Source organism: Paenibacillus sp. 01T431, assembly GCF_056398625.1.
On the sequence record NZ_JBFTPT010000008.1, the window covers coordinates 33,371 to 55,091 of the forward strand.

Consider the following 21,721-nt stretch of genomic DNA (forward strand, 5'->3'; position numbering starts at 1 on the left):
GTATTATTAGTGAAGTGCACCAAACGACTGCTTATTTTAAACTAAACACGCATGTCGAACGTCCGATCCGAATTTGCCACTTGCCCTATCGCAGCTTTTGGCGCCAGTGCGCTGACAGCTTCCTCGGAAGGAGCAGCCAAAGCAGCGCTTGTCTTCCCCTTCTGCTTTAAAATCTCCTGCTCCAGTTGCTGAATCTGCTGCTGAATAACCTGCGCTTTCTTGTCCTTGGTCGCTTGGTCATCCTTGCTGTCATTTACTTTTTCCAGCTCTGCCTGCAGGCTCGTCACCTGCTTCTCCAAGCTTGATGTATCGGTTGATACCGCCGAATAGGATACTTTGCTGCCGCTCGTTACAGATGATAGGTTCATCGTTTACTTCCTCTCTATGCTCGCTTTACCTTTGAAAGCCAAGCATACAGAAAAATAATGAACACCATATGAACGAGCGGCAGTACTGAGCAGTGAACCAGCCTTATATTGTGAGTCCTTTGTCTCTGTGATTGTCTCTGACTCTGTCATTGCCATTGACTCTATCTCTAACTAAGGCTATTCCTATTCCTATTCCTATTCCTATTCCTTGGTCATCGCTTCCGCCCATTTGCCGCCTACCAGCTTCCCGTTAGAGAAAGCCGCGGTGCGAGCCGGAGCATATGCCAGCGCATGCTTCGCATTAAGCGCAGCTACCAGCATAAAGCTGGCAGGATCGCCTGCCTTGGGCGCAAGTGTCGCCGCTGAAATAAGCGGATAAGTTTGCAGCAGCTCGTCATCAAGTATCCAGCCGAATTTTTCTGCCAGCTTCGCACCTCTTGCGAGCAAATCGCCGTTGCCGAAAGGGCTCCAAGCATCGAGAATATTATCCGAGCCGACGTGTACGCGAACCCCTTCTGCTACTAGCTGATCTACGCGAGGCATTGGTCTATCGAGTGGAACGCTCGTAATGATCGCTACGTCATTTGCTTTCAGCTGCTGAGCGAGCTCTTTGGATTCTGCTTCGGTCACTTGCCCTAAGCAATACGCATGGCTAACTGCTGTTCTTCCTCCTTTATCCGCTTGTGCCGTCAGTTCAGCAAAGCGGCTTATCGTATATAGGCCTAAGTGGCCGGGATCATGCAAGTGAAGGTCAACGCCAGCATTAAACTCCGCACTAAGCTCAAACATAGCTTCAAGACTCCGATCGACTTTGCGATCAAGCCCCGCCGGATCAACACCGCCGACATATTCGGCTCCAGCACGCATAGCTTCCTTCATTACCTGCAAGGAATCGGATCGAAGCAGTCCCTGCTGCGGGAAAGCTACGATCTCCATTTCCATAACTCCACGGTACTCTTCCCGCACCGTTAGCACATCCTCCAAATGCGAGATGCCGAGCTCTGGATCAACATCTACATGCGTCCGAATTTTGGTGGTGCCATGGCTGAGGAGCAAATCGATAAGACGACGCGCACGCTCGGCTGCCGTAGTCGGCAGTGAAGCCAGCATGGACTTCTCAAACGCCAATTGTCCGGGCAATGTGATAAAAGGCTGCAGCGGCTTCCACGGCTCACCCAAAAAATGTTTGTCCAAATGGATATGCATATCGGTCGTCGCCGGCAAATACTGCAATCCCTCAGCATCCCTTACGCTACCCGTGTTCACGCCAGCAGAATCATTATTGCTTGGCGTTATTTTTGAAATCGTACCCTTCTGCAAGTCTAGTGTCATATCAAATAAACGATCATTAATAAGAACTCGATTTAGTTGTGTGATTTTCATCTTTTCCATCCTCTGCCATTTTATTGGATTAATATACGCCTAATTAGGCTGCTATCATACGAGCATCTTGTATTTATACGGGCATTCTATATCAACGCTTAGGCTTGTAAAAAACCTTGCAAGCTGCTCGTGACATGGGTCTCTGCCACCTTAACGCCACGTTTCCATACCGTTCTGTGCTCCGGCTTACCGAGTAGAATGTCCCGTTCGGACGGTTCTGCAAATAACACCATATCAGCTTCTGAGCCCAGCTGCAGTCCATAGCTCTTGATCCCGAGCGCTCTTGCGGCTCCCTCTGTCAGCATCTTAATCAATTGGCGAGCATCGCCTTCACCGCCCATATATGCGGTTATTGCAAGCAGCCATGCGATCTCCAGCGGATCGGCTTTGCCAAACGGAGTAAACGGGTTGCGTATATTGTTAACACCGACAACAACGTTCACCCCCTTCTCAAGCAGCATACCTACTGGCGTTAGCCCGCGTCGCTGCTTCTCCTGATCACCTCTGCCGCCAATAAACAAGTCGGTGGCCGGCAGTGTCATGATATGAAGATCGGCTTCCTTAATCAGATCAGCAACAACTTCCGCTTGCCTGCGTTCCAGCGAACCGAGCGAGGTTACATGCCCTGCGGATACAAGGCCTTGCATCCCTGCTGCAATCGTTCTGTCAGCAATTTTAACAATTGCAAGCTGTTCGGGGTTATCCGAGAAATCAGCGTGAAAATCGATCGGCTTGCCGTATTTCTCCGCAAGTTCGAATACATACTGCAGATGCGCTTCAAGGTCATCATCCTGATACGTAATGCCGCCTACCACATCGCCTCCTGAACGCATGGCTTCATCCATGAGTTCAGCCGTACCTGGACTTTTGAATATACCCTCTTGAGGAAACACTACAATTTGTATATCAAGGGCGTGTTTCACCTTCTCCTTCAGCTCAAGCACAGCCTCAAAGGCTGTCAAACCAAGGATAGGATCAACCTCCACATGGCAGCGCATATGCGTGACACCGCTGCGAATCGCTTCACGAATAACAGCAAGCGAACGCGACTTCATATCTGCCGGGGTGAAGTCATGCTTCATATCCGCGGTCATGCGAATCGCCTCAGATAAAGAGGCTGCTTCCTGAGCCATTCGCGAGAGCAGATAAGACTTTTCCAAATGAATATGCGGCTCTACAAAACCCGGCAGCAGCATCCCGCCAGCAGCGAGCTCTATGAGCTGTGCTTCGGGTACACATTCGCTCCCGCTTGGCGCTAGATACTCGATCTTTCCCTGCCGCACTCCAATATCCATGAGCCTTGTTTCATTCTGTAAACGAACTTGTGTAAGGAGTAAATCCAGCAATGTCCTCACCTCCGATTATCATGTGGACGATGAGACAAGCCTTACGGAGAGGCTCACCCGTCAGTTGTTATTTGGCATGTAAACCCTTGAAAAGAGCATACCTGCTTGCCCACGAACTGTCATTGTACGTTCAATACAAATCTTATTTATATTTTTAGATGAAACGTCTAACATATTCTTTACAGCATTCTTGAATACTGCTAGCTTTTATATCAGGAACTAAACCGGAGAGGGATGAATAAGAATGCTGCTCGAACAATTGCTGTTACACCCAATATTTTCTGGATCAACGGTCATTGCAGGCCACAGCGGCTTATCCCGTGTCGTTGAAACCGTTAATATTATGGATGCCCCCGACATCATTCATTTCTTAAAGCCTGGCGAGCTGCTGCTTACAAACGGCTACTTTGTGAAGGAAAATCCTGAAGCTCTACTCGATCTTATATTGAAGATGAATCAATTGAAATGCTCTGGCCTGGCGGTAAAGACGAGACGTTTCGCCCTCGACATTCCCCAAGAGATCAAGGATGCGGCCGATCGTATCCCGTTTCCGATTATCGAAATCTCTTCGGTTGAGCATTCGCTCGGAGAAATCTTGCAGCGCTCGACCAGCGTTATTTTAGATAATAAAAATGATGAGCTGCAGCATTCGCTGACCGTCCACAAACAATTTGCTTCAATGATCATGAAAGGAAACGGTATTCCCGAAATTGTAACTACCCTTACGCAGCTGCTTCACTCGCCTGTTGTGCTGCTTAGCAGCAAGCTCCAGGTTACGTCTCACTCGCATCACTTCAAGCTGCCTAAGTTTCTGCCTCTCGTATCAGCAGTCGAAACCGTTCTAAGCAGCCAGCCCTCTCTTCAAACTGCAGCACACCACTGCTTGCTTGATCCCGCTTTACACGAATACCGCCATGTAGCGATCTATCCGATATTCACCTATAGGCATGAGGGTTATTTGATTACCTTTCAGCCAAAACAAGCTCCATCAAACCAACATGACTTAACGCTAGAACAGGCCTCGAACGTCATAGGCATGGAGATGTCGAAGCTGCATGCGGTAAAGGAGCGTTCACGTCGGTACAAAAATGAATTTTTCTCCGATTTAATTGATGGTTTTATCGGTTCTGAGCAAGAGGCTTTGCATCGCGGCAAAAAATACGGTCTCAAGCAAAAAGGGAAATATCTGCTTTTAGCTGCAAAGAAGGATGAGCAGACAAATCCTAGAGAGAGCCAAACAACTAATGCTGCGGCTCTGTTCGACGAGCGCCTGATCTCTGAGCGGGATGTGCAATATGAGCTGATTAAGCGCCATTTTTCCTTGCTGGGTGAAGTGTTCGTCATGTTTACCAAAAATGATTTGTTCGGGATGCTCTTGTTCATTCAAGAATCCAAGTGGGAGGAGGGTACGTTCCTCAAGCATTTATCCGCTATGACGTCTTTGCTGTTTGAGCAATCCCAGCTTAGCATCTCGCTTGGCGTCGGCAATCCGGTCACTAACGTACTTGATATCGGGCTGTCGTATAATGAGGCAGTCAAAGCGCTGCAAATCGGTTACCAAATGAAAAAAACGAGGTTTGTTCAGTCCTATCAATCCAAGGATATCAGCTATCTCTTCCGTATGATTCCCGATGATGAGCTGAAGCAGTTTTACGAGGAAACGTTTCAGTGCTTCTCTTCTATTGACGAAACCGAGCAAAAGGAGCTGATGCGGACGCTGAATGTGTATTACGATACACAATGCCAGCTCGTCGAAACGGCTAAACGGCTTTTTGTGCACCGCAATACGGTTATTTATCGATTGGACAAATGCGAGAAGCTGATGGGCATTAAGCTCAAAGATCCCACTGAAAGCCTTCGCTTCCGTATCGCCTTCGCTATCGAGCCGCTATTACGAATAGATCCTAGTCGTTAAAAATAAAAAAAGGGACGATCCCCGGCCGCATTGCGCCCTAGAGAAAGTCCCTTCTAAACTACAGCTATTCTAAATTCGCATGATTGCCATACATCGCTTGTCCGCTTAACGCCTGCTTCTCCATCAATCGCAAAATAATAGCATCGCATACAATCAGCAGCATTTGCTCAAATAATGAGCCCATCGGCTGAATCGTAGCCGCTTCATTCGCTGCCTGATCCTTAGGAGCGCCAGGCAGCTTGACGACGATGTCAGCCAAATTGCCGATCGTCGATTCCGGCGAGAGGGTTAATGCGCCTACCGCGGCTTCCAAGCTTCGCGCTTTCTCCGCCATCGGCACCAGCGATTTTGTCTCGCCAGAGCCGGAGCCAATTAGAAGCAAATCACCTTTGCTCAAGCTGCGCGTAACCGTCTCACCAACGACATACACATCCAAGCCGAGATGCATCAGTCTCATCGCGAACGCCCGCATCATCAGTCCCGAGCGGCCAGCTCCTGCCACGAATACGCGTCTTGCCGAGCCAACAGCTTCAGAAAGCAGCTCCAATTGATCCTCTGACAGCTGACCCGAGGCTTGATTCAGCTCCTGCATGATAGCAGCTAGATTATTCTCTTTTGGCATCCTTCGAATTAACCTTGCTTAATCAATTGCTGCATTTCGGCAGCTGCTGCTTTAATATCGGCTTGTCCCGTAATGCCGCCGCCTACGATGACAAGATCAGGACCAGCAGCGATAACTTCCGGCAAGGTGTTCAGCTTAATGCCGCCTGCCACAGCTACCTTCGCATTTTTTACCACTGCTTTAATAGTGCGCAAGTCCTCGAAGGAGTTCTGACCAGCCGCTTGCAGATCGTAGCCCGTATGAACACAAATATAATCAACGCCGAGTGCATCGACTTCAGCCGCACGCTCCGCCAAGTTTTTAACGGCAATCATATCAACCAATATTTGTTTTCCTTGTTTCTTCGCTTCATCGACGGCACCCTTGATGCTCGCATCCTCTGCAACACCAAGAATCGTTACGATATCCGCACCAGCTTCAGAAGCTTTCATCACTTCGTAGCCGCCTGCGTCCATGATTTTCAAATCCGCAAGTACGGTCAGGTTAGGAAAAGCTTCCTTAAGCGCTTTGACCGCATGCAAGCCTTCATTGATTACGATCGGCGTACCAATTTCCACGACATCAACAAAAGATTCTACCTGCTTCACAACTTCAATAGCCCCTTGAATATCAACAAGATCCAGTGCTAATTGCAATTTCATCTATATTCACTCCTCATAGGTTCTGTCTGTTTCACTCACAAGGCCTATTCTAGAGAGTTACGGATGAAAAAAAAAGTACGCACTTTTATGTAACGTAGTACCCATTTGGGAACTATGAGCAGCCATTTCTGTCATTTTTCGTGCAGCTCAGCCGTTCTTTCTTGGTGCTGCTCGCCCCATTTCGACATGACGTTCAGCAGCTCCTTCACCGTTAAACCGTACTCTGTTAAAGAGTACTCTACCTTAGGCGGCACCTGAACATACACCTTGCGATCAATGATCGCATCTTCCTCTAATTCTCGCAGCTGCTGCGTAAGCATTTTTTGGGTAATGGCCGGCATCTCCCGCTTCAGCTCGCCGAATCGATGCGTTCCTGCAGTCAAATGACAAAGAATAACTGGCTTCCATTTCCCGCCTATAACTTTCAAGGTCAACTCTACTGTTTCTTTAAAATGCTGATCTCCCAATGTGAGCGGCTCCTTTCGTCAAAACATTATACAAATCTACATATACAATCACTACGCTGCCCGTCTAATTCACCAGAAAATCRCATGATAACTGGCATTATGAGAAAGCGCCATCATCATTCTGTCCTATTTTCAAATATTAAGTTGGTACTTGCAATCCTTAGAATATAGCTCAATAATAAGACACAACGTAGTAAATTCCTTGTTATGAGGATATCATATCTATGCCGCTTCATACGAATCAAGCAATCTACAATGAATAGAGGAGAGATAACCATGGAATTAAAAAATAGATCAGCTATCATTACCGGCGCAGGAAAAGGCATCGGCAAAGCGATTGCTGTTGCTTTAGCTGCAGAGGGCGTCAACCTTGGCATCATTGCTCGTACGAGCGCTGACTTGGAAACGTTGAAAGACTCGCTTACAAGCACTTACGGAATTAAGGTCTTTATTGCAACCGCCGATATCGCTGTTAAATCGGATGTCGATCAAGCGATTGCATCACTCAAAGAGAACTTAGGCTCCATCGATATTCTAATTAACAATGCAGGAATCGGTACATTCGGCACTTTGCTTGAAATGGATCACGAGCAGTGGGAGCGCATCATCCAAACGAATGTGCTCGGAACCTATTATGTAACCCGCGCTGCACTTCCAACTATGCTGGAGCAAAGCGGCGGAAGCATCATCAATATCGCTTCTACGGCTGGCGAACGCGGCTTTGCAACCGGCTCCGCTTACTGTGCGTCCAAGTTTGCTGTCATGGGCATGACTGAGGCGCTTATGCAAGAGGTCCGTAAATCCAATATTCGTGTAACAGCCCTAACACCAAGCACAGTCAACACAGAGCTTGCTTCAAACGCTGGCCTGAAAATTGGTGACGAGGATCGCATGATGCAAGCTGAGGATATGGCTGCGCTGGTTCTTGCAACGTTGAAGCTGCCTGACCGCGTTTTTATTAAAGCCGCAGGAATCTGGACAACAAACCCACAATAATAGACTTAAGCATATTGCCCCACGCCCTTGCTGGCGCTGGGGTTTTAAACTATCCGTACAGCAGCATCCCGCTGTGCGCTACATGGGAGGTAAATTCAACGATGTCTATACACAATATTCCCTTTTCGATATTAGATCTTGCACCAATCGTAACCGGCAGCTCGCCCGCTCATTCGTTCCGCAACACACTTGAGCTAGCCCAGCACGCTGATAAATGGGGCTACAATCGGTTCTGGCTGGCAGAGCATCATAATATGCCTGGCATCGCAAGCTCTGCCACTTCAGTTGTTATAGGCTACGTAGCTGCTGGAACAGAAAAAATCCGCGTGGGCTCTGGCGGCATTATGCTTCCGAATCACGCACCGCTCGTCATTGCCGAGCAGTTCGGTACGCTCGAATCCATGTATCCAGGCCGTATCGACCTTGGGCTTGGAAGAGCGCCAGGCTCTGATCAAGTGGCAGCCCGCGCGCTGCGCCGCGGACTTGGCAGCAACGGCGAGGATTTCCCAGAGCAGCTGAACGAGCTGCGCCATTACTTCCATCCGAGCGCTGAATCACGCGGCGTATTGCCAAGGGCTGTTCCCGGCGAGGGTCTAGATGTTCCGATCTGGCTGCTTGGCTCCAGCGGCTTTAGTGCACAGCTTGCTGGTCACCATGGCCTCCCGTTTGCTTTTGCCAGCCATTTTGCGCCGGATTTCCTGCTGCCCGCATTGAAGCTGTATCGCGACAACTTCCGTCCATCGGAGGTGCTGGATAAGCCATATGCGATGGTTGGCTTGAACGTCATTGTCGCTGATTCCGATGAAGCCGCTAAATTCCTAGCTACCTCTCAGGAGCAAGCCTTCCTGAACCTGATAAGAGGACGCATGGGGCAGCTGAACCCGCCAGTTGACAGCATGGATGGCCTATGGAACGAGCAGGAGAAAATGATCGTTCAAAAGCAGCTCAGCTTCACCATTGCCGGCACCAAAGAAACGGTTAGGGACAAGCTGAACGCCTTAATTGAACAGACTGGCGCTGACGAGTTAATTGTCGTTAGCCAAATTTATGATCAAGCGGCACGCCTTCGCTCCTATGAGCTGCTCGCTGAAATTTTTAATGAAAGCTCAGCAGCGAAGTAATCAAATCAAGAGCAGTATCCGAGGCGCAAAACGCTTTGGATGCTGCTTTTTCTATGCTCACCTGTACTCCCATGGATACCAGCGACAATTCTGTGGTGTAGTTTTTGGACTATTCAGCAATACTAAGTAAATCATTGTTGAAGGTGGGAGAACATGGGGCCTATATTCGCTATTTACGCCAAAGATCTTCGCAGTATTTTCCGGAACAGCGCAGCTGCCATCGTCATCGTCGGACTCGCTTTTTTGCCGTCTTTATATGCTTGGTTCAACATTGAAGCGTCTTGGGACCCATACGGCCAGACCAGTTCACTTGCTATTGCCGTCGTGAACAACGATGAAGGCGCTGTGCTGCATGGGACGCCCATCAAAGTTGGAGACGAAATTATAGCCTCCTTGAAGGAAAATAAAAAAATTGGCTGGGTGTTCGTAGAGGGCAACAAGGCCATTGAAGGCGTTAAGCATGGCGACTATTATGCCAGCATCACCATTCCGCCCGATTTTTCTGCCAAAATGGCCACGGTGCTATCGAACAATCTTCAACAAGCAGAGCTCGATTACGCGGTAAATGAGAAGATCAATGCCGTATCGCCAAAAATCGCCCAGAAGGGTGCGAGCGGCATCATTGAGCAGGTTCGCGCAAGCTTCGTCAAAACCGCTAACGAAACGATTTTTCGTATATTCAATCAAATAGGCATTGAGCTCGAGGAGAACAAACCAGCGATTGAGCAGGTTCGCAGTACTGTATTCAAGCTGGAAACCTTATTTCCTCAGATTAATGACGCCGTCGCACTAGCGGTTACCGATATTGAAAAATCGAAAAAAATCGTTGCAACCGTTCAAACGGAGCTACCAAAAGCTGCCAAGCTCGCCAAGGACGGCGAAGCTTTCTCCAAGCAGCTTGGTACTTTTTTTGACCAAAGCAAATCGTCCCTCGACACGGCTGGCCCGCTGATTAAGCAGGATTTGCAGCTGCTGCTGCAAACGGCCAATTCGGTGGAGGAGCTTGTCGGCATATTACAAGATACGAATATAGATCCTGAAGTGGTAAAAAAGAGCTTGGAGCTGGCAGAGCAGCGCCTGACAAGCTCCATCATCGTCATTGATGGGATGCTGAATCTGCTCGATCGCTTGAATGATTTGGCACCAAGTAAAGTAATCGTGTCGACCATTGATCGACTAAAACAGGTGAACACAAGGTTTCAGCAGCAGCTTACGATTGTTAAGCAAATCCGGTCAGCAGTCGAAAAGGGCGAGAAGCCAGCGCAAACGCTAATTGATCGTCTCGGCACCTTATCCAAGGAAACCTCTTCGTTCTTAACGGATGTGCTAGGCCGTTATGACAGTGAAATTTTGCCGCATATCAAACAAGCAGCTGACAAAGCGAAAAAATCAGCTGCAACCGCAGAGTCCATATTAGCGGAAGCAAACAAGGTCATTCCGAGTGCTGCATCCATCGTAAGCGACGCCGCTAAGGGACTAGAGCTTGGCGGCAAGGAAATGGCCAACATTCAAAAAAACTTACCCGCAGCAGAGCAAAAAATCAGAGGGCTCGCACAGCGGATTCGTGACTTGGAGAAGGAAGGCAATTTAAATGAGCTTGTTGATTTGCTCAAAAATGACGCCGAACGCGAGGGTGCTTTTTTCGCTGAGCCGGTTATATTGAAGGAGAACCGCCTATATCCGATACCGAATTACGGTTCAGCCATGTCCCCATTTTTCACAACGTTATCGCTATGGGTTGGTGCGCTGCTGCTCGTTTCACTGCTTAGTGTGGACGTCCATTCGACAGCAGAAACCGCATACCGCAGCTATCACGTCTATTTTGGGCGTTACCTGACCTTCCTTACGATTGCGATTGTACAGTCGCTGCTTGTTACGATCGGCGATATATGGCTGCTAAAGGCTTATGTCGCCGACAAAATATGGTTTGTGCTGTTTGGCGTTATTTTGAGCGCGGTGTTCATGCTGATTGTGTACACGCTTGTATCCGTATTTGGCAATGTCGGCAAGGCGATGGCTATTGTTTTGCTCGTGCTTCAGCTTGCTGGATCTGGAGGCACGTTCCCAATTCAAGTTACACCGCCGTTTTTTCAAGCGATTCACCCCTTCCTGCCCTTCACCTACGCGATCAGCATGATGCGCGAAGCGGTGGGCGGTATCTTATGGGATATCGTTGCCAGAGATTTAATTGCTCTTGCCCTTTTTGCTGGTGCTGCACTGCTGATTGGCCTAGCTCTGAAGAAATGGATTAATCGCTATTCTACCAAAATGCTGGAAAAAGCAAAGCAGAGCGGATTAATTCATTAGCAAAACATTTGACTAGCCCCCTTTTTCTATGAATAATAAAATAAACAATAGAAAAACGATCTTGGGTTAGGAGGCAATTATATGTCCATGGTTCCACAAATATTAGAGTTTAATAAGAAATTTGTTGAGGAAAAACAATATGAAGCCTATTTGACTGACAAATTTCCCGATAAGAAGATTGCAGTCCTTACTTGTATGGACACTAGACTTGTAGAGCTTCTGCCAAAAGCATTAAATTTAAAAAATGGCGATGCCAAATTTATTAAAAATGCTGGCGCCATTCTGACTCAGCCGTTCGGAAGCGCGATGCGCAGTATCCTCATCGCCGTGTACGAACTTGGGGCTCGCGAGGTTCTCGTTATTGGCCATCACGGCTGCGGTATGACCAACCTCAATACAGAAGGCATGGTCAGCAAATTCCAAGATCACGGCATCGATCCGCTTGCCATTGAAACGCTCGAAAATTCAGGCATACGCATGGATAAATTTTTGCGGGGCTTCGCAAGTTCCGAAGAAGGCGTCATGCACAGCGTCAAATTGATCCGTAAGCATCCTCTCTTCCCAAAAGACATTCCGGTTCACGGCTTTATACTCGACCCCGAAACGGGCGCTCTGGAGCTTCTCGTTCAGGATTATCAAGCAGAGTAATTGACCATAAGCAAATAATAGAAAAAACGGTTGTCCTCTTAGCTGAATCAGCCAATAGGACAACCGTTTTTTATTTTATCGCAATATAGATGTCGACTTCCGCATTCGCAGGGTCAAAGGTCCGGCCGTCATACAACTCGTAATCGCCGCCATAAGTGCGCTCAATAGACGAATGCTCGAAAAACGCCCAAATCTCGCCCCATGCTTGCGCTACAACCTCATAAACGGGACCCTTCTTTGTTTTAAAAACCATAAATTTAGCCTCTGGAACCGTCGCTTGCTCTAGTCCATCCGGCAGCTCGGCTTGTGCATCTGCCCGCTCATGCCCAATAAGCACCGTATAGGCTCCACTAGCATCACTTTCATAATCCGTATACAGCGCATAGATAAGATGACCGTTATTCACCTGTGCTCGTTCTGAGATACCGCTGGTGAAATAAGAATCCCATAGACTGGACAAAAGTCCGTTTGCTCCCGCTTCCTGGGCATTCGTCGTGCGCGTTGTTACCCCTATAAGCGTAACTGCTGGTTTTACTGCAATGGTATCATTCATCTGCTGTTTCCCCATTTCCTTGGTTTGATCTTATTTTACCGTAGGAAACTGGACAGCTGTCTGTCTTAGTTCTTATAACGGTTAACAATATTTTGAGCTCGCATAATAATTTCCTCTACGAGAGCCTGAGGCTGCTCAACCTTAACCTGATCACCGTAGCTTAGCAGCATCCCATAAAACCAGTCATCTAACGTATGCTTGCCTTCCACACGCAAGCTTCCATCCGCTAATACAGTCACTTGATCCGGATGGAAAGCATCTCCTACACGGTGGCGCACCTGCGGCTGGAAAATAAGCGTTACGATGGTATCAGCATTTTTCGACCATTCTACATCCCACGAGTAACCGTCCAGCGAAGGTGTCTCGCGGCGTTCAAATCGCTCCAGCAATAGATTCAGCTTCTGTATACGTGATAAACGGAATACGCGGAACTGCTCGCGAAGCGTGCAATAAGCCTGCAAATACCATATGTTTCCCTTCAAAATGAGCGCATACGGCTCAATCACTCGCTCCGTTTCCGTGCCGTTCATGTTAATATAGCTGAGCTCCGCCTTCCGCGTCTCTTCAATCGCCTTCTTGAACAAGTTTACCTTGTCGCGCGCTGCTGATCCCTGCCCCCAAGGATTCAAATCAAAAACCAAGCTATCTCCAAGGTGATCGTTCTGAAGCTTATCCGATTTGTGCAGCAATGCTCTTACCTTCTCATGCAAACCAGCATAGGTCGCATCATCTAATGCGGTACCTATGCCTTTGACAGCTGCTATAAGCGACGAGATTTCTGCTAATGTTAAATAGTGACGAGACAGCGTATATTGCTCCATAATCTCGAACCCGCCCGTTGTCCCTTGATGAGCCAATACCGGAATGCCGGACTGGCTTAACGTATCCATGTCGCGGTAAATTGTTTTTGTTGATACTTCAAAACGATCCGCCAGCTCCTTGGCGCTTATTCGTCCCCGGTTAAGAAGCAGTACCGTCATCGCGAGTAAACGATCAATCTTCAAATCAGTTCCTACTTTCTAAGCTTTTGCATCTACATAAATCTAATTTCAGCAATCGGCCCACTCTGGACAAAACCTATATTCTGATAGACTTTGTTGGCAGCAGGGTTTTTATTATCCGCATACAGCATCGGCTCCCTGTTCTCTTCCTCCAAAATTTCGCAAATTCCCGCTACGACCGCACTGGCATAGCCGTTTCTACGAAGGACAGACGGCGTATAAACCGCATTGATCCGTCCGTGCCGCGGAGATCGATGTGCGATGTTGGCCATCGCTACTGGCAGCTCATCAACAGACCAGAAATATAAATTGCCTCTCATAACCATTCCCTCTGCAGCGGGCATCTGACTGGCAGGTATAACCGACGCCCCATACGCGTCCTCAGAGAAGCCAGCCAAAAACTCAGCGACAAGCTCTACATGCTGGCGCGTTGCTTGAATCATTTTCCCTTTTACCTTCATGGGCTTAATCACCTTTGGGCATGAATAAGCAGTCATCAACATATAAGCACGATATTGCAGCTGGTTCGCCTCCGCATACATTTTCGCGAACGGTTCTGCCGTAGACGGAGCTCCGCATATACCCGGCAAATCCGTTCCTTCGTAATAAGCGATAAGCTCCTGCATAAGCATGTCTCTGCGCTCTTCCGTCATATCCTCCGATAGCCATAACCAAGCGTTATGCCCAGGCGAACCTGCAAAGAGCAGCCGTCCGTCAGACGTCTTCAAGCTCGTTGCGCCTTCCAATGCCGTAATCAAATGAATCAGATTATATTGCAGCTCATCTCGCATAAATGGAAATTGATTTAAAACATGATCGTCTGGATGCAGTTTTTCTAACATATGATCCCTCCTTTTCTCGCTGATAATTAACACTCTCTATACTTTTAGAGCCGTCTAATTAATTCAGTCCAACACCAATACCCATAATGAGTAGGGATGTAACAACGATGTCTATTAACTGATCCTTATTTTAGCAAAAAAACCTTAATAGGTATAACGATACTGCTGCGTTTATAAACGCTCACTTCAGCTGCTAAAATCCAAAATCCTGATGCGACAAATCGGTATTGACCCCAATGGCAGCTTTGCTGCCTTCTCCGGCTGCGACAACAAGCTGTGCAGGTACAATAATAGAAGAATCGCCAGCTGCATATATGCCCCTTATGCTCGTTCTGCCGTAATCATCGGTAACGAAGCCGCCTGCCTGTGTCATCGCACAGCCAAGCGCCTCCCCGAAGTGCGCTGCTTGGCCCCATGATGGCGTAACAAAGCCGCCTGTGCGCTCAATCTCGGTGTTATTCGCAAATACGATACGATGAAGGCGGCCATTCTCGCCATGGAGAGCTTTAATTTTTTGCTGCGTCACTTGAATCCCTCTTTGGCCTAGTTGACCGATCTGCTGCGAGCTAAGGCTGTTCATTCCATTCGTACAAACGACTACATTGCGACTCCAGTTAAACACCGTTTTCGCCAAATTGAAAATATTCGAGCCCTCCGAAATGACGACGAGCGGTTGATCACGCAGCTCCCAGCCATCGCAGTACGGGCAGCTGAACAAGCTTCTGCCATAAAAATCTCGTATGCCGGGGATAGCAGGCAAAGATTCCTTCAGACCTGCTGCCAAAATAAGCGTACGAGCGTGATAAATAACACCGCTGCTTGTCATCAGATGGAAGCCCATCTCGCTTCGCTGCACCTCCGTCACTTTATCAGGCTTAATGGTAACCGAAGGATACCTAGCAATATCTGCATGGGCTAATCGACGAAGCTCGCGCGGCTCAATGCCATCTCGCGTGATGAAGCCATGCGACTCATGGGTTACCGCGTTTCTAGGCTTATTGTGATCAAATACAATTACAACTCTTCGCGATCTGCCCAGCACGAGCGCTGCATTTAAACCAGCAGGCCCGCCGCCGATGATGGCACAATCCAGCTTCATATCTATCGCTCCCTTATCAGTTGAACTATTAACAACAAGCCGATACGTTTAAACAAATTATCGCTTATCTTTATTCAATCTGGGCAGGAAGGATGCATCTTGATTATGTAATGAAGGGCGTGCTGCAGGCAGCTTCTAAAGATTAATATCTTCTCACTTATGTAATCTCCAATCGACAATTTTCTTCACGAATTGTATAATTCTGTTGTTCCTTCATTAACTAACGGTGGTGACTATTATTTTATATGCAATCTCTTTGTTAGTTTCCTTTGCTATCGTTTATTTCTTAATTCCTCCGTTTGCAAAGCTGGCTTTCCGTCTTGATTTTGTGGACAAGCCCCGCAAGGATGTTGAGCGAAAAATTCATAGGGAACCGATCCCTCTTACTGCTAGTTATGTTATTTTCATCGGATTTTTCTTTACTTATTTGCTCGTCACAAGAGATTTCTCCCTGCAAACTGGCGCCATATTTCTAGGCGGCGTACTGCTTCTCTTCATCGGCACGGCAGATGATTGGTACAAGACGAAAGGCAAAGACTTTCCGTCGCTTCCTAAATTTATCGTCCAAATATCAGCAGCGGTGCTCGTTTATGCTTCTGGCATCGCATTTACCGGCTTTTACAATCCACTTTCAGGAGAATACGTGCTGCTTCCCGTTATTTTGCAGTTTACGCTTACGATTTTGTGGATCTTTGGCGTAACGACGGTCATTAACTTCTCCGATGGCATGGACGGGCTCGCTGGAGGGCTTTCGGCGATTTCTGCCGTAACGCTGTTCGTTGTAGCACTGGCCAAAGGACAATCCAATTCCGCCATCATGGCTATTATTTTAGTAGGTGTCACCATTGCGTACCTGCGATATAACAAACCTCCTGCAAAAATCTTTATGGGCGATGCTGGAGCTACCTTCCTTGGGTTTATTTTGGCGGTCATTGCACTAGACGGCGCGTTTAAGCAAGCTACCGTGATGTCATTGTTTATCCCGATTCTCGCTCTCGGCGTACCGATCTTCGATAATATATTCGTTGTCGTGAAACGCATGCTGCAAGGCAAAGCGATCTATCAGGCAGATGCAAGCCAAGCGCATTATCGCTTGCTGCGGGCTGGCCTCAATCATAAGCAGGTCGTCATGTTCCTATGCTTGGTCAGCACATGCTTATGTTTATCATCTATCATTTTGCTGCTTGTTCAGATATAAGAAATAGGGATGCTCTCAAGCGAATTTATTTGCTTAAGAGCATCCCTTTTTTTGTTTAGTTGCAACGACTTCATGAGACTAGACGCCGCCTTGCTAAACCTCGAACATAATTTAATTTATTGATGAAACATTTCCCCTATTACGCAGTCTGATTAATTAGCAAATATTTCAAATAGGTGGCGGGTGCTTCATGAACAGAGCTCTATCTGTATTGGCCAAGCACGACCACACCTCACTCACCAAGCCTTTTCACAACACCGCTCATTTGTCTCAGCATAGAAAGAGGGTCCTCTCTCAGCCAGTCCTCAGACATCTTGTACACTTGACCTAGCTTGACAGCGCGAGGCTCTTGAAACATTACATTTACTCGGCCCGTTTATAGTTATATCGAGTGAACTATTGGAGGCGTTTCTATGATAAGAATGATAAGCAAAACCACTGGAATATGCCTTTTACTATCGATGCTCCTCCTCTCTGCTTGTACGAAAGCCGAGGAACCTGCAACACCTCAAATAGAAACGGGTAAAGAGAATGCGTGTCGATTTAGCCTCGACAGTGAGCTTCTAGAAACAGCCGAAAAAGGGCAGCTTAAGGGCTTGAAAGTAAATTTAAACCACTCTAGGAGCGAACTAGAGGAAGCCTATGGACAGCCTGACGAGGTTGGATTTGAAAATGCTGATTATTTAAAATATGATAACTGCTACTTCTATATTTGGGACGAAAATAAGATAGGCGTAATCGATATAAAAATAAACGAATCCGTAGAAGAGGTTAAAAAGGTTTTGGGAGAACCAGATTCCGAAGGCAATTCTGATGGCGGGTATGATGAATATGGCATTAGTTATACAACAGGAGATTATTCTTTATATTTTATGTACGAAGACGCGGCATCAACTGAAGGGATTGTTCGAATAAAGAGCATGAATTAACTTGTCATTGCAAGAACAGCGGCAGTCTCGAAAGACTGCCGCTGTTTGATAGAGCTTTCGTTTCCTAATACACTAACATTGGAGGGGAATATTACTTTTTCTCCATTACAGCAAAGTAGTTTGCTTCATCATCTGCAAAGTTGAATACTCTTCCAGAAGGCATCGTTACAATGTCACCGACAGTGACACTTTTATTGGACAAGTCGCCATGCAGCTGTTCGAAGTGTTCCGTAAAAAACATTAAAGATGGTGTACCAAGATTTAATCCTGGTGACATTTTTGCAACGAATTCCTTATTATGTAGAATGATCGTTGTTTCTGAATCCTTTGTAGGAGCAATTTCAATATATCGAAACCCTTGGCCGTTATTTTCTTCAGAAATGACTTGAAAACCTACTTTTTCTGTCCAAAATTCTACTGCCTTATCTTGGTTATCTACATACAGCATGATTTGACCGACTTTACTAATCATTGATTGTTCCACTCCCTTGTTTAAGTAATTATCATAATTGAACTGGGCGTTCCTCAGCCAGCTTGTCTCCATTACCTCCTATATTATAGCATGCAGAATAGGTTATCAATTGAGCATATTCTGATCTTTGCGGCATACGTTATGATGCACTCAATAGAATGCAATCACCTCAGACCAGTCCCATTGTCCATAATAAGAATCTGCTTGGTCGATACCTTTTATCCATTCCACTGCATGGTGTCCATCTATGTCCGCCATGATTACATCTGCTGTAGTATGATCATCCCTCACCCAAAAGAGCTTCGAATGAAGAACTACCGGGTTATAAGCGCCATACTTTCGGGAGGGCTTTGTCAAATGTTTTTGCACGCCATTATTCAGCTCCACCCTCACTAAGTAAGGAAATGCTGCGCGGCGCTGATCACCATCTGGCTTAGATTCCGCTGCTCTCGACACAATAATATGCTGCAAATCCTGCCAAACAAATGCTTGATCAACGAAATGCTTAGGCGTGTACGCAGCCCCCTTCTCTGAGGTTACTTCCAGCACCTTCAGCTGTTTATTGCTGGTGGCCTCGCGCCCGATCCCTGCAATGTAAGCGAGCCGGCTGCCGCTCTTTGCCCATGAGAACCACTGGGGATTATTCACCATCTCATCAAGTGTTCGAAATACAACGCCGTCAGTTGAAATCACACAAAGGATGTTGCTATCGGCCGATAATGACGCGGTTGGCTTAGCAAGAAATGCGATCCATCGACCATCAGCGGACCATTTGAACTCGCTCGTGCCGACCGCAAAAAAATCGTCAGATGGTGCTGGCAGCACATGAACGGTTGTATAGGTGCGAGGATCGTCCATTGTACGAAGTGGTATTTGATAAAGATGGATCGGCGTCCATCCATCCGGGAGCAGCTCTGACTGTGAAGAAGCAAAAAAACCTTTACCATATGGCAGCCATGAGAAATTATCTATGGCAGCAGCGGAACCAAGCGGTTTGTCCGGCGAGCTCGCATCAACGTATTGCAGTTGATCCTTTATCTGATATGCCAGCAGCTTATTCTTCGGTGCCCATTGAAAATTTTTGCCGACATTTGCAGCGACAAGCTTGCTCTTGCCTGTTGGCAAATGCAGCACCCATAGCTCTTGCTCTGCATCTCCCTGCGTATATGCAAGCCATTCTCCATCGAATGACCACTTGGGATTGCGCACAAAAGGTCCGCTTGCAAGCTTCTTCTCCACTTGACCTGTCTTTAGCCAAAGCTCGCCATTTCGTACAAAAGCAGCCCTTAGAAGTTGTTCTTGTTCCCCATTCGGTGCCGCTGCAATATCTGCTCCACTCGTCATAAACAACAACGCAAGAAACGAAGCGATCCAAAATTTTACGATTCTCATCTAGGGAACCTCCCAAAAAAATACTTGTGGTTACGGTTCCCTTTACTGGTGGAAACATGCATTTATTCGTTTTGTAACTTTTCGTTTTTTTGTTTCCAGTTTGATACCGATTTGTAACTGTTCTGTTACGAATTATTTTAGCTGCCGCCATATAATTGATTTACAACGATTCATCATCCAGAGGGGCTGAACACCATTTTTACCATCGGTATTATTCGTAATCATCGCTTTTTCCACCGTCTTATTCTCATCGACCTTGCTGCAATTCTCCCCATTCAAATTCATGTAGGAGGATTCCGCCATGCCTAAACCAATCGGCAACAGTAGTCGCTATATGCCGGGACTGGATGGCTTGCGCGCCATTGCCGTTCTTGCCGTCATTGCTTATCACTTGAACTTGCAATGGGTACCGGGCGGACTGCTCGGGGTTACTATGTTTTTTGTCCTCTCTGGGTATTTAATCACGGACATTTTGCTGAAACAGCTTCATCCTTCCAAGAAGTTAGATCTCAAAACGTTTTTTATTCGCCGAGCTAGGCGATTGCTGCCTGCGATGTTCCTCATGATAGCTGTCGTTTCATTATGGCTGTTGATTAGTGATACAGGCCGGTTATTGTCTCTAAAAGGCGATATCGGGTCAGCGCTTCTTTATATAAGCAACTGGTATCTTATTTTCCATGAGGTTTCCTACTTCGAGAGCTTCGGCCCCGCTTCACCGTTCGGCCATTTATGGTCGCTTGCAGTGGAAGAACAATTTTATTTATTGTGGCCCCTCGTGCTGTTAGCCGTTATCCGCTTCTCTCCTAAACGGGGCAAGCTTGCACTGTGGACACTGGCGGCAGCTGCGGTATCAGCAGGTGCGATGATCCTGCTTTACCAGCCGGGTGTTGATCCAAGCCGTGTTTACTATGGAACGGACACCAGAGCCTTTGCCCTTCTCATTGGGGCAGCGCTTGCTATCGTTTGGCCGAGTTGGAAGCTGTCATCGACCTTGTCTGCACGCAGCCGCATGCTTATGGATGCTGTAGGCACGTTCGGCTTCGTCATCATTTTGGTTATGATTAATCAGACCAATGAGTATGATTCTTTTCTATATCGCGGAGGCATGGTGCTGTTCTCCCTTGCTACTGCGGTTGTCGTGGCTGCACTCGCCCATCCCGCAAGTAAATTCGCAAATGTAATCGGAAGTAAATTGCTTGCATGGATCGGCGTCCGTTCCTACGGCATTTATTTATACCATTATCCAATTATTGTGTTAACGACTCCAACGGCCGAGAGCGGGGAGCTGCATCCTGTAAGAGCACTTATTCAAGTAATCCTAACGTTCGTACTTGCTGAGCTTTCTTGGCGGTTTATAGAGGAGCCTATAAGGCATGGTGCGCTTGGAAAAATATATTCCCTGTTTAAACTGCAAATAACGGAGCGGATTGGATTAAAAAAAGCTAGCAGTTATCTCGCCGTGCTTGTCATTGTATTCTCGAGCGTATCCTGCACAAGCAGTGTGAATTTGCAGTCAGCCAGCGGCGATAGCACGAACAATGAAACCTCTGTAGTTGCGCCCGACAAGCCGAATGTTTCGGAGGAAGCTGCTCCAGGCAAAGATCGTGAACAAGGCAAGACTGGACAACATGAGGCTGTGATCGAGCCGAAGCCAGCTGAGCCAGAAAAACAAACGCCTCCGCAAGCGACGGAACAACCTGGTCAATCTAATACGGCTCCGGGTACAGGAACGGATAAAACCGAACCGTCTATCACCGATCCCGAGCAGCCGAACGTTGATACCATTGTTAACGGTACCGATGGCAGTAAGCCAAAACCTGTACCAACTGTTAATGACAAACCAACCAGCAATCCCGTACAGGGAAACAAAGATCAGAAGCCTGTACCAGACAAACCGACTGTCACCCCTATCGATCAAAACAGCGTGACAGCAATCGGTGATTCCGTCCTATTGGATGCTGAACCATTCCTAGAGAAGCTGGTTCCGGGTATCGTGGTTGATGGAAAAATAGGAAGACAGTTTGGGCAGGCATTAGATGTGATCGAGGGCTTGAAAAAAAATGACCAGCTTGGAAATACGGTTGTCATTCAGCTCGGAACGAACGGTGCCTTTACGACAAAACAGATGAATGAGCTTCTTGACACGTTAGGCACAGAACGTCAAATCATATTCATCAATACGCGTGTCCCGCGCAAATGGCAGGATTCCGTAAATAAAATGCTCGCAGCCACAGCGAAAAAGACGGAGAACGTGACCATTGTAGACTGGTATACAGCAAGCAAAGGGAAAAAGGACTTTTTTGCCGCTGATGGCGTGCATTTGAAAAAGCATGGAGCACAGTTTTATGCAGACCTGCTCATTAAAGCATTAGACAAATAAAGAAGAGTGCTTTGAAGGTGTAATCGCCTCCGAAGCACTCT

The 21,721-nt window shown here is 47.2% G+C and carries 21 protein-coding genes; 8 read left to right on the forward strand and 13 right to left on the reverse strand.

What is annotated here, in order from left to right:
- Positions 1-41: 41 nt before the first annotated feature.
- The 3 genes from AC1DM9_RS15935 to AC1DM9_RS15945 form a co-directional block, all read right to left on the reverse strand.
- Positions 42-368: a FlxA-like family protein gene (locus AC1DM9_RS15935; protein WP_477509493.1), complete on the reverse strand. Its 327-nt coding sequence runs from the start codon at positions 366-368 to the stop codon at positions 42-44.
- 201 nt (positions 369-569) lie between these two features.
- The gene (locus AC1DM9_RS15940; RefSeq protein WP_477580987.1) at positions 570-1,751 is read right to left on the reverse strand and encodes an amidohydrolase family protein; all 1,182 of its coding nucleotides are present in this window, start codon (positions 1,749-1,751) and stop codon (positions 570-572) included.
- 98 nt (positions 1,752-1,849) lie between these two features.
- On the reverse strand, positions 1,850-3,097 hold the full coding sequence (locus AC1DM9_RS15945; protein WP_477580989.1) for an amidohydrolase family protein: 1,248 nt from the start codon (positions 3,095-3,097) through the stop codon (positions 1,850-1,852).
- Between the two features lie 244 nt (positions 3,098-3,341).
- Between AC1DM9_RS15945 and AC1DM9_RS15950 the strand changes: the two genes are divergently transcribed.
- Positions 3,342-5,012, forward strand: a complete 1,671-nt coding sequence (locus tag AC1DM9_RS15950; RefSeq protein ID WP_477580991.1) for a PucR family transcriptional regulator — start codon at positions 3,342-3,344, stop codon at positions 5,010-5,012.
- A 64-nt stretch (positions 5,013-5,076) separates the two neighbouring features.
- Here AC1DM9_RS15950 and hxlB read toward each other — a convergent pair whose 3' ends face one another.
- The 3 genes from hxlB to AC1DM9_RS15965 all read right to left on the reverse strand — a co-directional run bounded on the left by hxlB (position 5,077) and on the right by AC1DM9_RS15965 (position 6,742).
- Positions 5,077-5,634 (reverse strand): 6-phospho-3-hexuloisomerase, encoded by a 558-nt coding sequence (hxlB, locus tag AC1DM9_RS15955; protein WP_477580993.1) that lies wholly within the window; start codon positions 5,632-5,634, stop codon positions 5,077-5,079.
- An 8-nt stretch (positions 5,635-5,642) separates the two neighbouring features.
- Positions 5,643-6,275 carry a 3-hexulose-6-phosphate synthase gene (hxlA, locus tag AC1DM9_RS15960; protein ID WP_076266387.1) on the reverse strand — a complete coding sequence of 211 codons (633 nt, stop codon included), beginning with the start codon at positions 6,273-6,275 and terminating at the stop codon, positions 5,643-5,645.
- A 131-nt stretch (positions 6,276-6,406) separates the two neighbouring features.
- Positions 6,407-6,742, reverse strand: a complete 336-nt coding sequence (locus AC1DM9_RS15965; protein WP_441910001.1) for a winged helix-turn-helix transcriptional regulator — start codon at positions 6,740-6,742, stop codon at positions 6,407-6,409.
- A gap of 276 nt (positions 6,743-7,018) precedes the next feature.
- Here AC1DM9_RS15965 and AC1DM9_RS15970 point away from each other — a divergent pair, with 276 nt between their 5' ends.
- From AC1DM9_RS15970 to AC1DM9_RS15985, 4 genes are all read left to right on the forward strand, one after another.
- Complete coding sequence (locus AC1DM9_RS15970; protein ID WP_477527309.1) at positions 7,019-7,738, forward strand: 3-ketoacyl-ACP reductase; 720 nt, start codon at positions 7,019-7,021, stop codon at positions 7,736-7,738.
- Positions 7,739-7,839: 101 nt separating this feature from the next.
- Positions 7,840-8,859, forward strand: coding sequence for an LLM class flavin-dependent oxidoreductase (locus AC1DM9_RS15975; protein WP_477509500.1), 1,020 nt, complete (start codon positions 7,840-7,842; stop codon positions 8,857-8,859).
- A 153-nt stretch (positions 8,860-9,012) separates the two neighbouring features.
- The gene (locus tag AC1DM9_RS15980) at positions 9,013-11,166 is read left to right on the forward strand and encodes a YhgE/Pip domain-containing protein (RefSeq protein ID WP_477509501.1); all 2,154 of its coding nucleotides are present in this window, start codon (positions 9,013-9,015) and stop codon (positions 11,164-11,166) included.
- A gap of 81 nt (positions 11,167-11,247) precedes the next feature.
- Positions 11,248-11,814: a beta-class carbonic anhydrase gene (locus AC1DM9_RS15985; RefSeq protein ID WP_339205551.1), complete on the forward strand. Its 567-nt coding sequence runs from the start codon at positions 11,248-11,250 to the stop codon at positions 11,812-11,814.
- Positions 11,815-11,884: 70 nt separating this feature from the next.
- Here AC1DM9_RS15985 and AC1DM9_RS15990 read toward each other — a convergent pair whose 3' ends face one another.
- The 4 genes from AC1DM9_RS15990 to AC1DM9_RS16005 all read right to left on the reverse strand — a co-directional run bounded on the left by AC1DM9_RS15990 (position 11,885) and on the right by AC1DM9_RS16005 (position 15,309).
- Complete coding sequence (locus AC1DM9_RS15990) at positions 11,885-12,367, reverse strand: GyrI-like domain-containing protein (protein WP_477509503.1); 483 nt, start codon at positions 12,365-12,367, stop codon at positions 11,885-11,887.
- A gap of 65 nt (positions 12,368-12,432) precedes the next feature.
- On the reverse strand, positions 12,433-13,371 hold the full coding sequence (locus AC1DM9_RS15995; RefSeq protein WP_477580997.1) for a helix-turn-helix transcriptional regulator: 939 nt from the start codon (positions 13,369-13,371) through the stop codon (positions 12,433-12,435).
- Between the two features lie 29 nt (positions 13,372-13,400).
- Positions 13,401-14,210 carry a GNAT family N-acetyltransferase gene (locus AC1DM9_RS16000; protein ID WP_477509505.1) on the reverse strand — a complete coding sequence of 270 codons (810 nt, stop codon included), beginning with the start codon at positions 14,208-14,210 and terminating at the stop codon, positions 13,401-13,403.
- Positions 14,211-14,403: 193 nt separating this feature from the next.
- Positions 14,404-15,309: an NAD(P)/FAD-dependent oxidoreductase gene (locus AC1DM9_RS16005; protein WP_477580999.1), complete on the reverse strand. Its 906-nt coding sequence runs from the start codon at positions 15,307-15,309 to the stop codon at positions 14,404-14,406.
- A gap of 229 nt (positions 15,310-15,538) precedes the next feature.
- Here AC1DM9_RS16005 and AC1DM9_RS16010 point away from each other — a divergent pair, with 229 nt between their 5' ends.
- A complete protein-coding gene (locus AC1DM9_RS16010; RefSeq protein WP_477581228.1) occupies positions 15,539-16,507 on the forward strand; it encodes an MraY family glycosyltransferase in 969 nt (322 codons plus the stop codon).
- A gap of 413 nt (positions 16,508-16,920) precedes the next feature.
- Entirely contained in the window at positions 16,921-17,436 is a 516-nt protein-coding gene (locus AC1DM9_RS16015) for a DUF4309 domain-containing protein (RefSeq protein ID WP_477581001.1), read from the forward strand.
- 91 nt (positions 17,437-17,527) lie between these two features.
- Here AC1DM9_RS16015 and AC1DM9_RS16020 read toward each other — a convergent pair whose 3' ends face one another.
- From AC1DM9_RS16020 to AC1DM9_RS16030, 3 genes are all read right to left on the reverse strand, one after another.
- The gene (locus AC1DM9_RS16020; RefSeq protein WP_441878494.1) at positions 17,528-17,908 is read right to left on the reverse strand and encodes a VOC family protein; all 381 of its coding nucleotides are present in this window, start codon (positions 17,906-17,908) and stop codon (positions 17,528-17,530) included.
- Between the two features lie 150 nt (positions 17,909-18,058).
- The gene (locus tag AC1DM9_RS16025) at positions 18,059-19,300 is read right to left on the reverse strand and encodes a TolB-like translocation protein (protein WP_477581003.1); all 1,242 of its coding nucleotides are present in this window, start codon (positions 19,298-19,300) and stop codon (positions 18,059-18,061) included.
- A gap of 132 nt (positions 19,301-19,432) precedes the next feature.
- A complete protein-coding gene (locus AC1DM9_RS16030; protein ID WP_339205563.1) occupies positions 19,433-19,585 on the reverse strand; it encodes a hypothetical protein in 153 nt (50 codons plus the stop codon).
- Between the two features lie 16 nt (positions 19,586-19,601).
- On the opposite strand from AC1DM9_RS16030, the gene AC1DM9_RS16035 reads away from it, so the two are divergent.
- Complete coding sequence (locus AC1DM9_RS16035) at positions 19,602-21,680, forward strand: acyltransferase family protein (RefSeq protein WP_477581005.1); 2,079 nt, start codon at positions 19,602-19,604, stop codon at positions 21,678-21,680.
- Positions 21,681-21,721 lie beyond the last annotated feature (41 nt).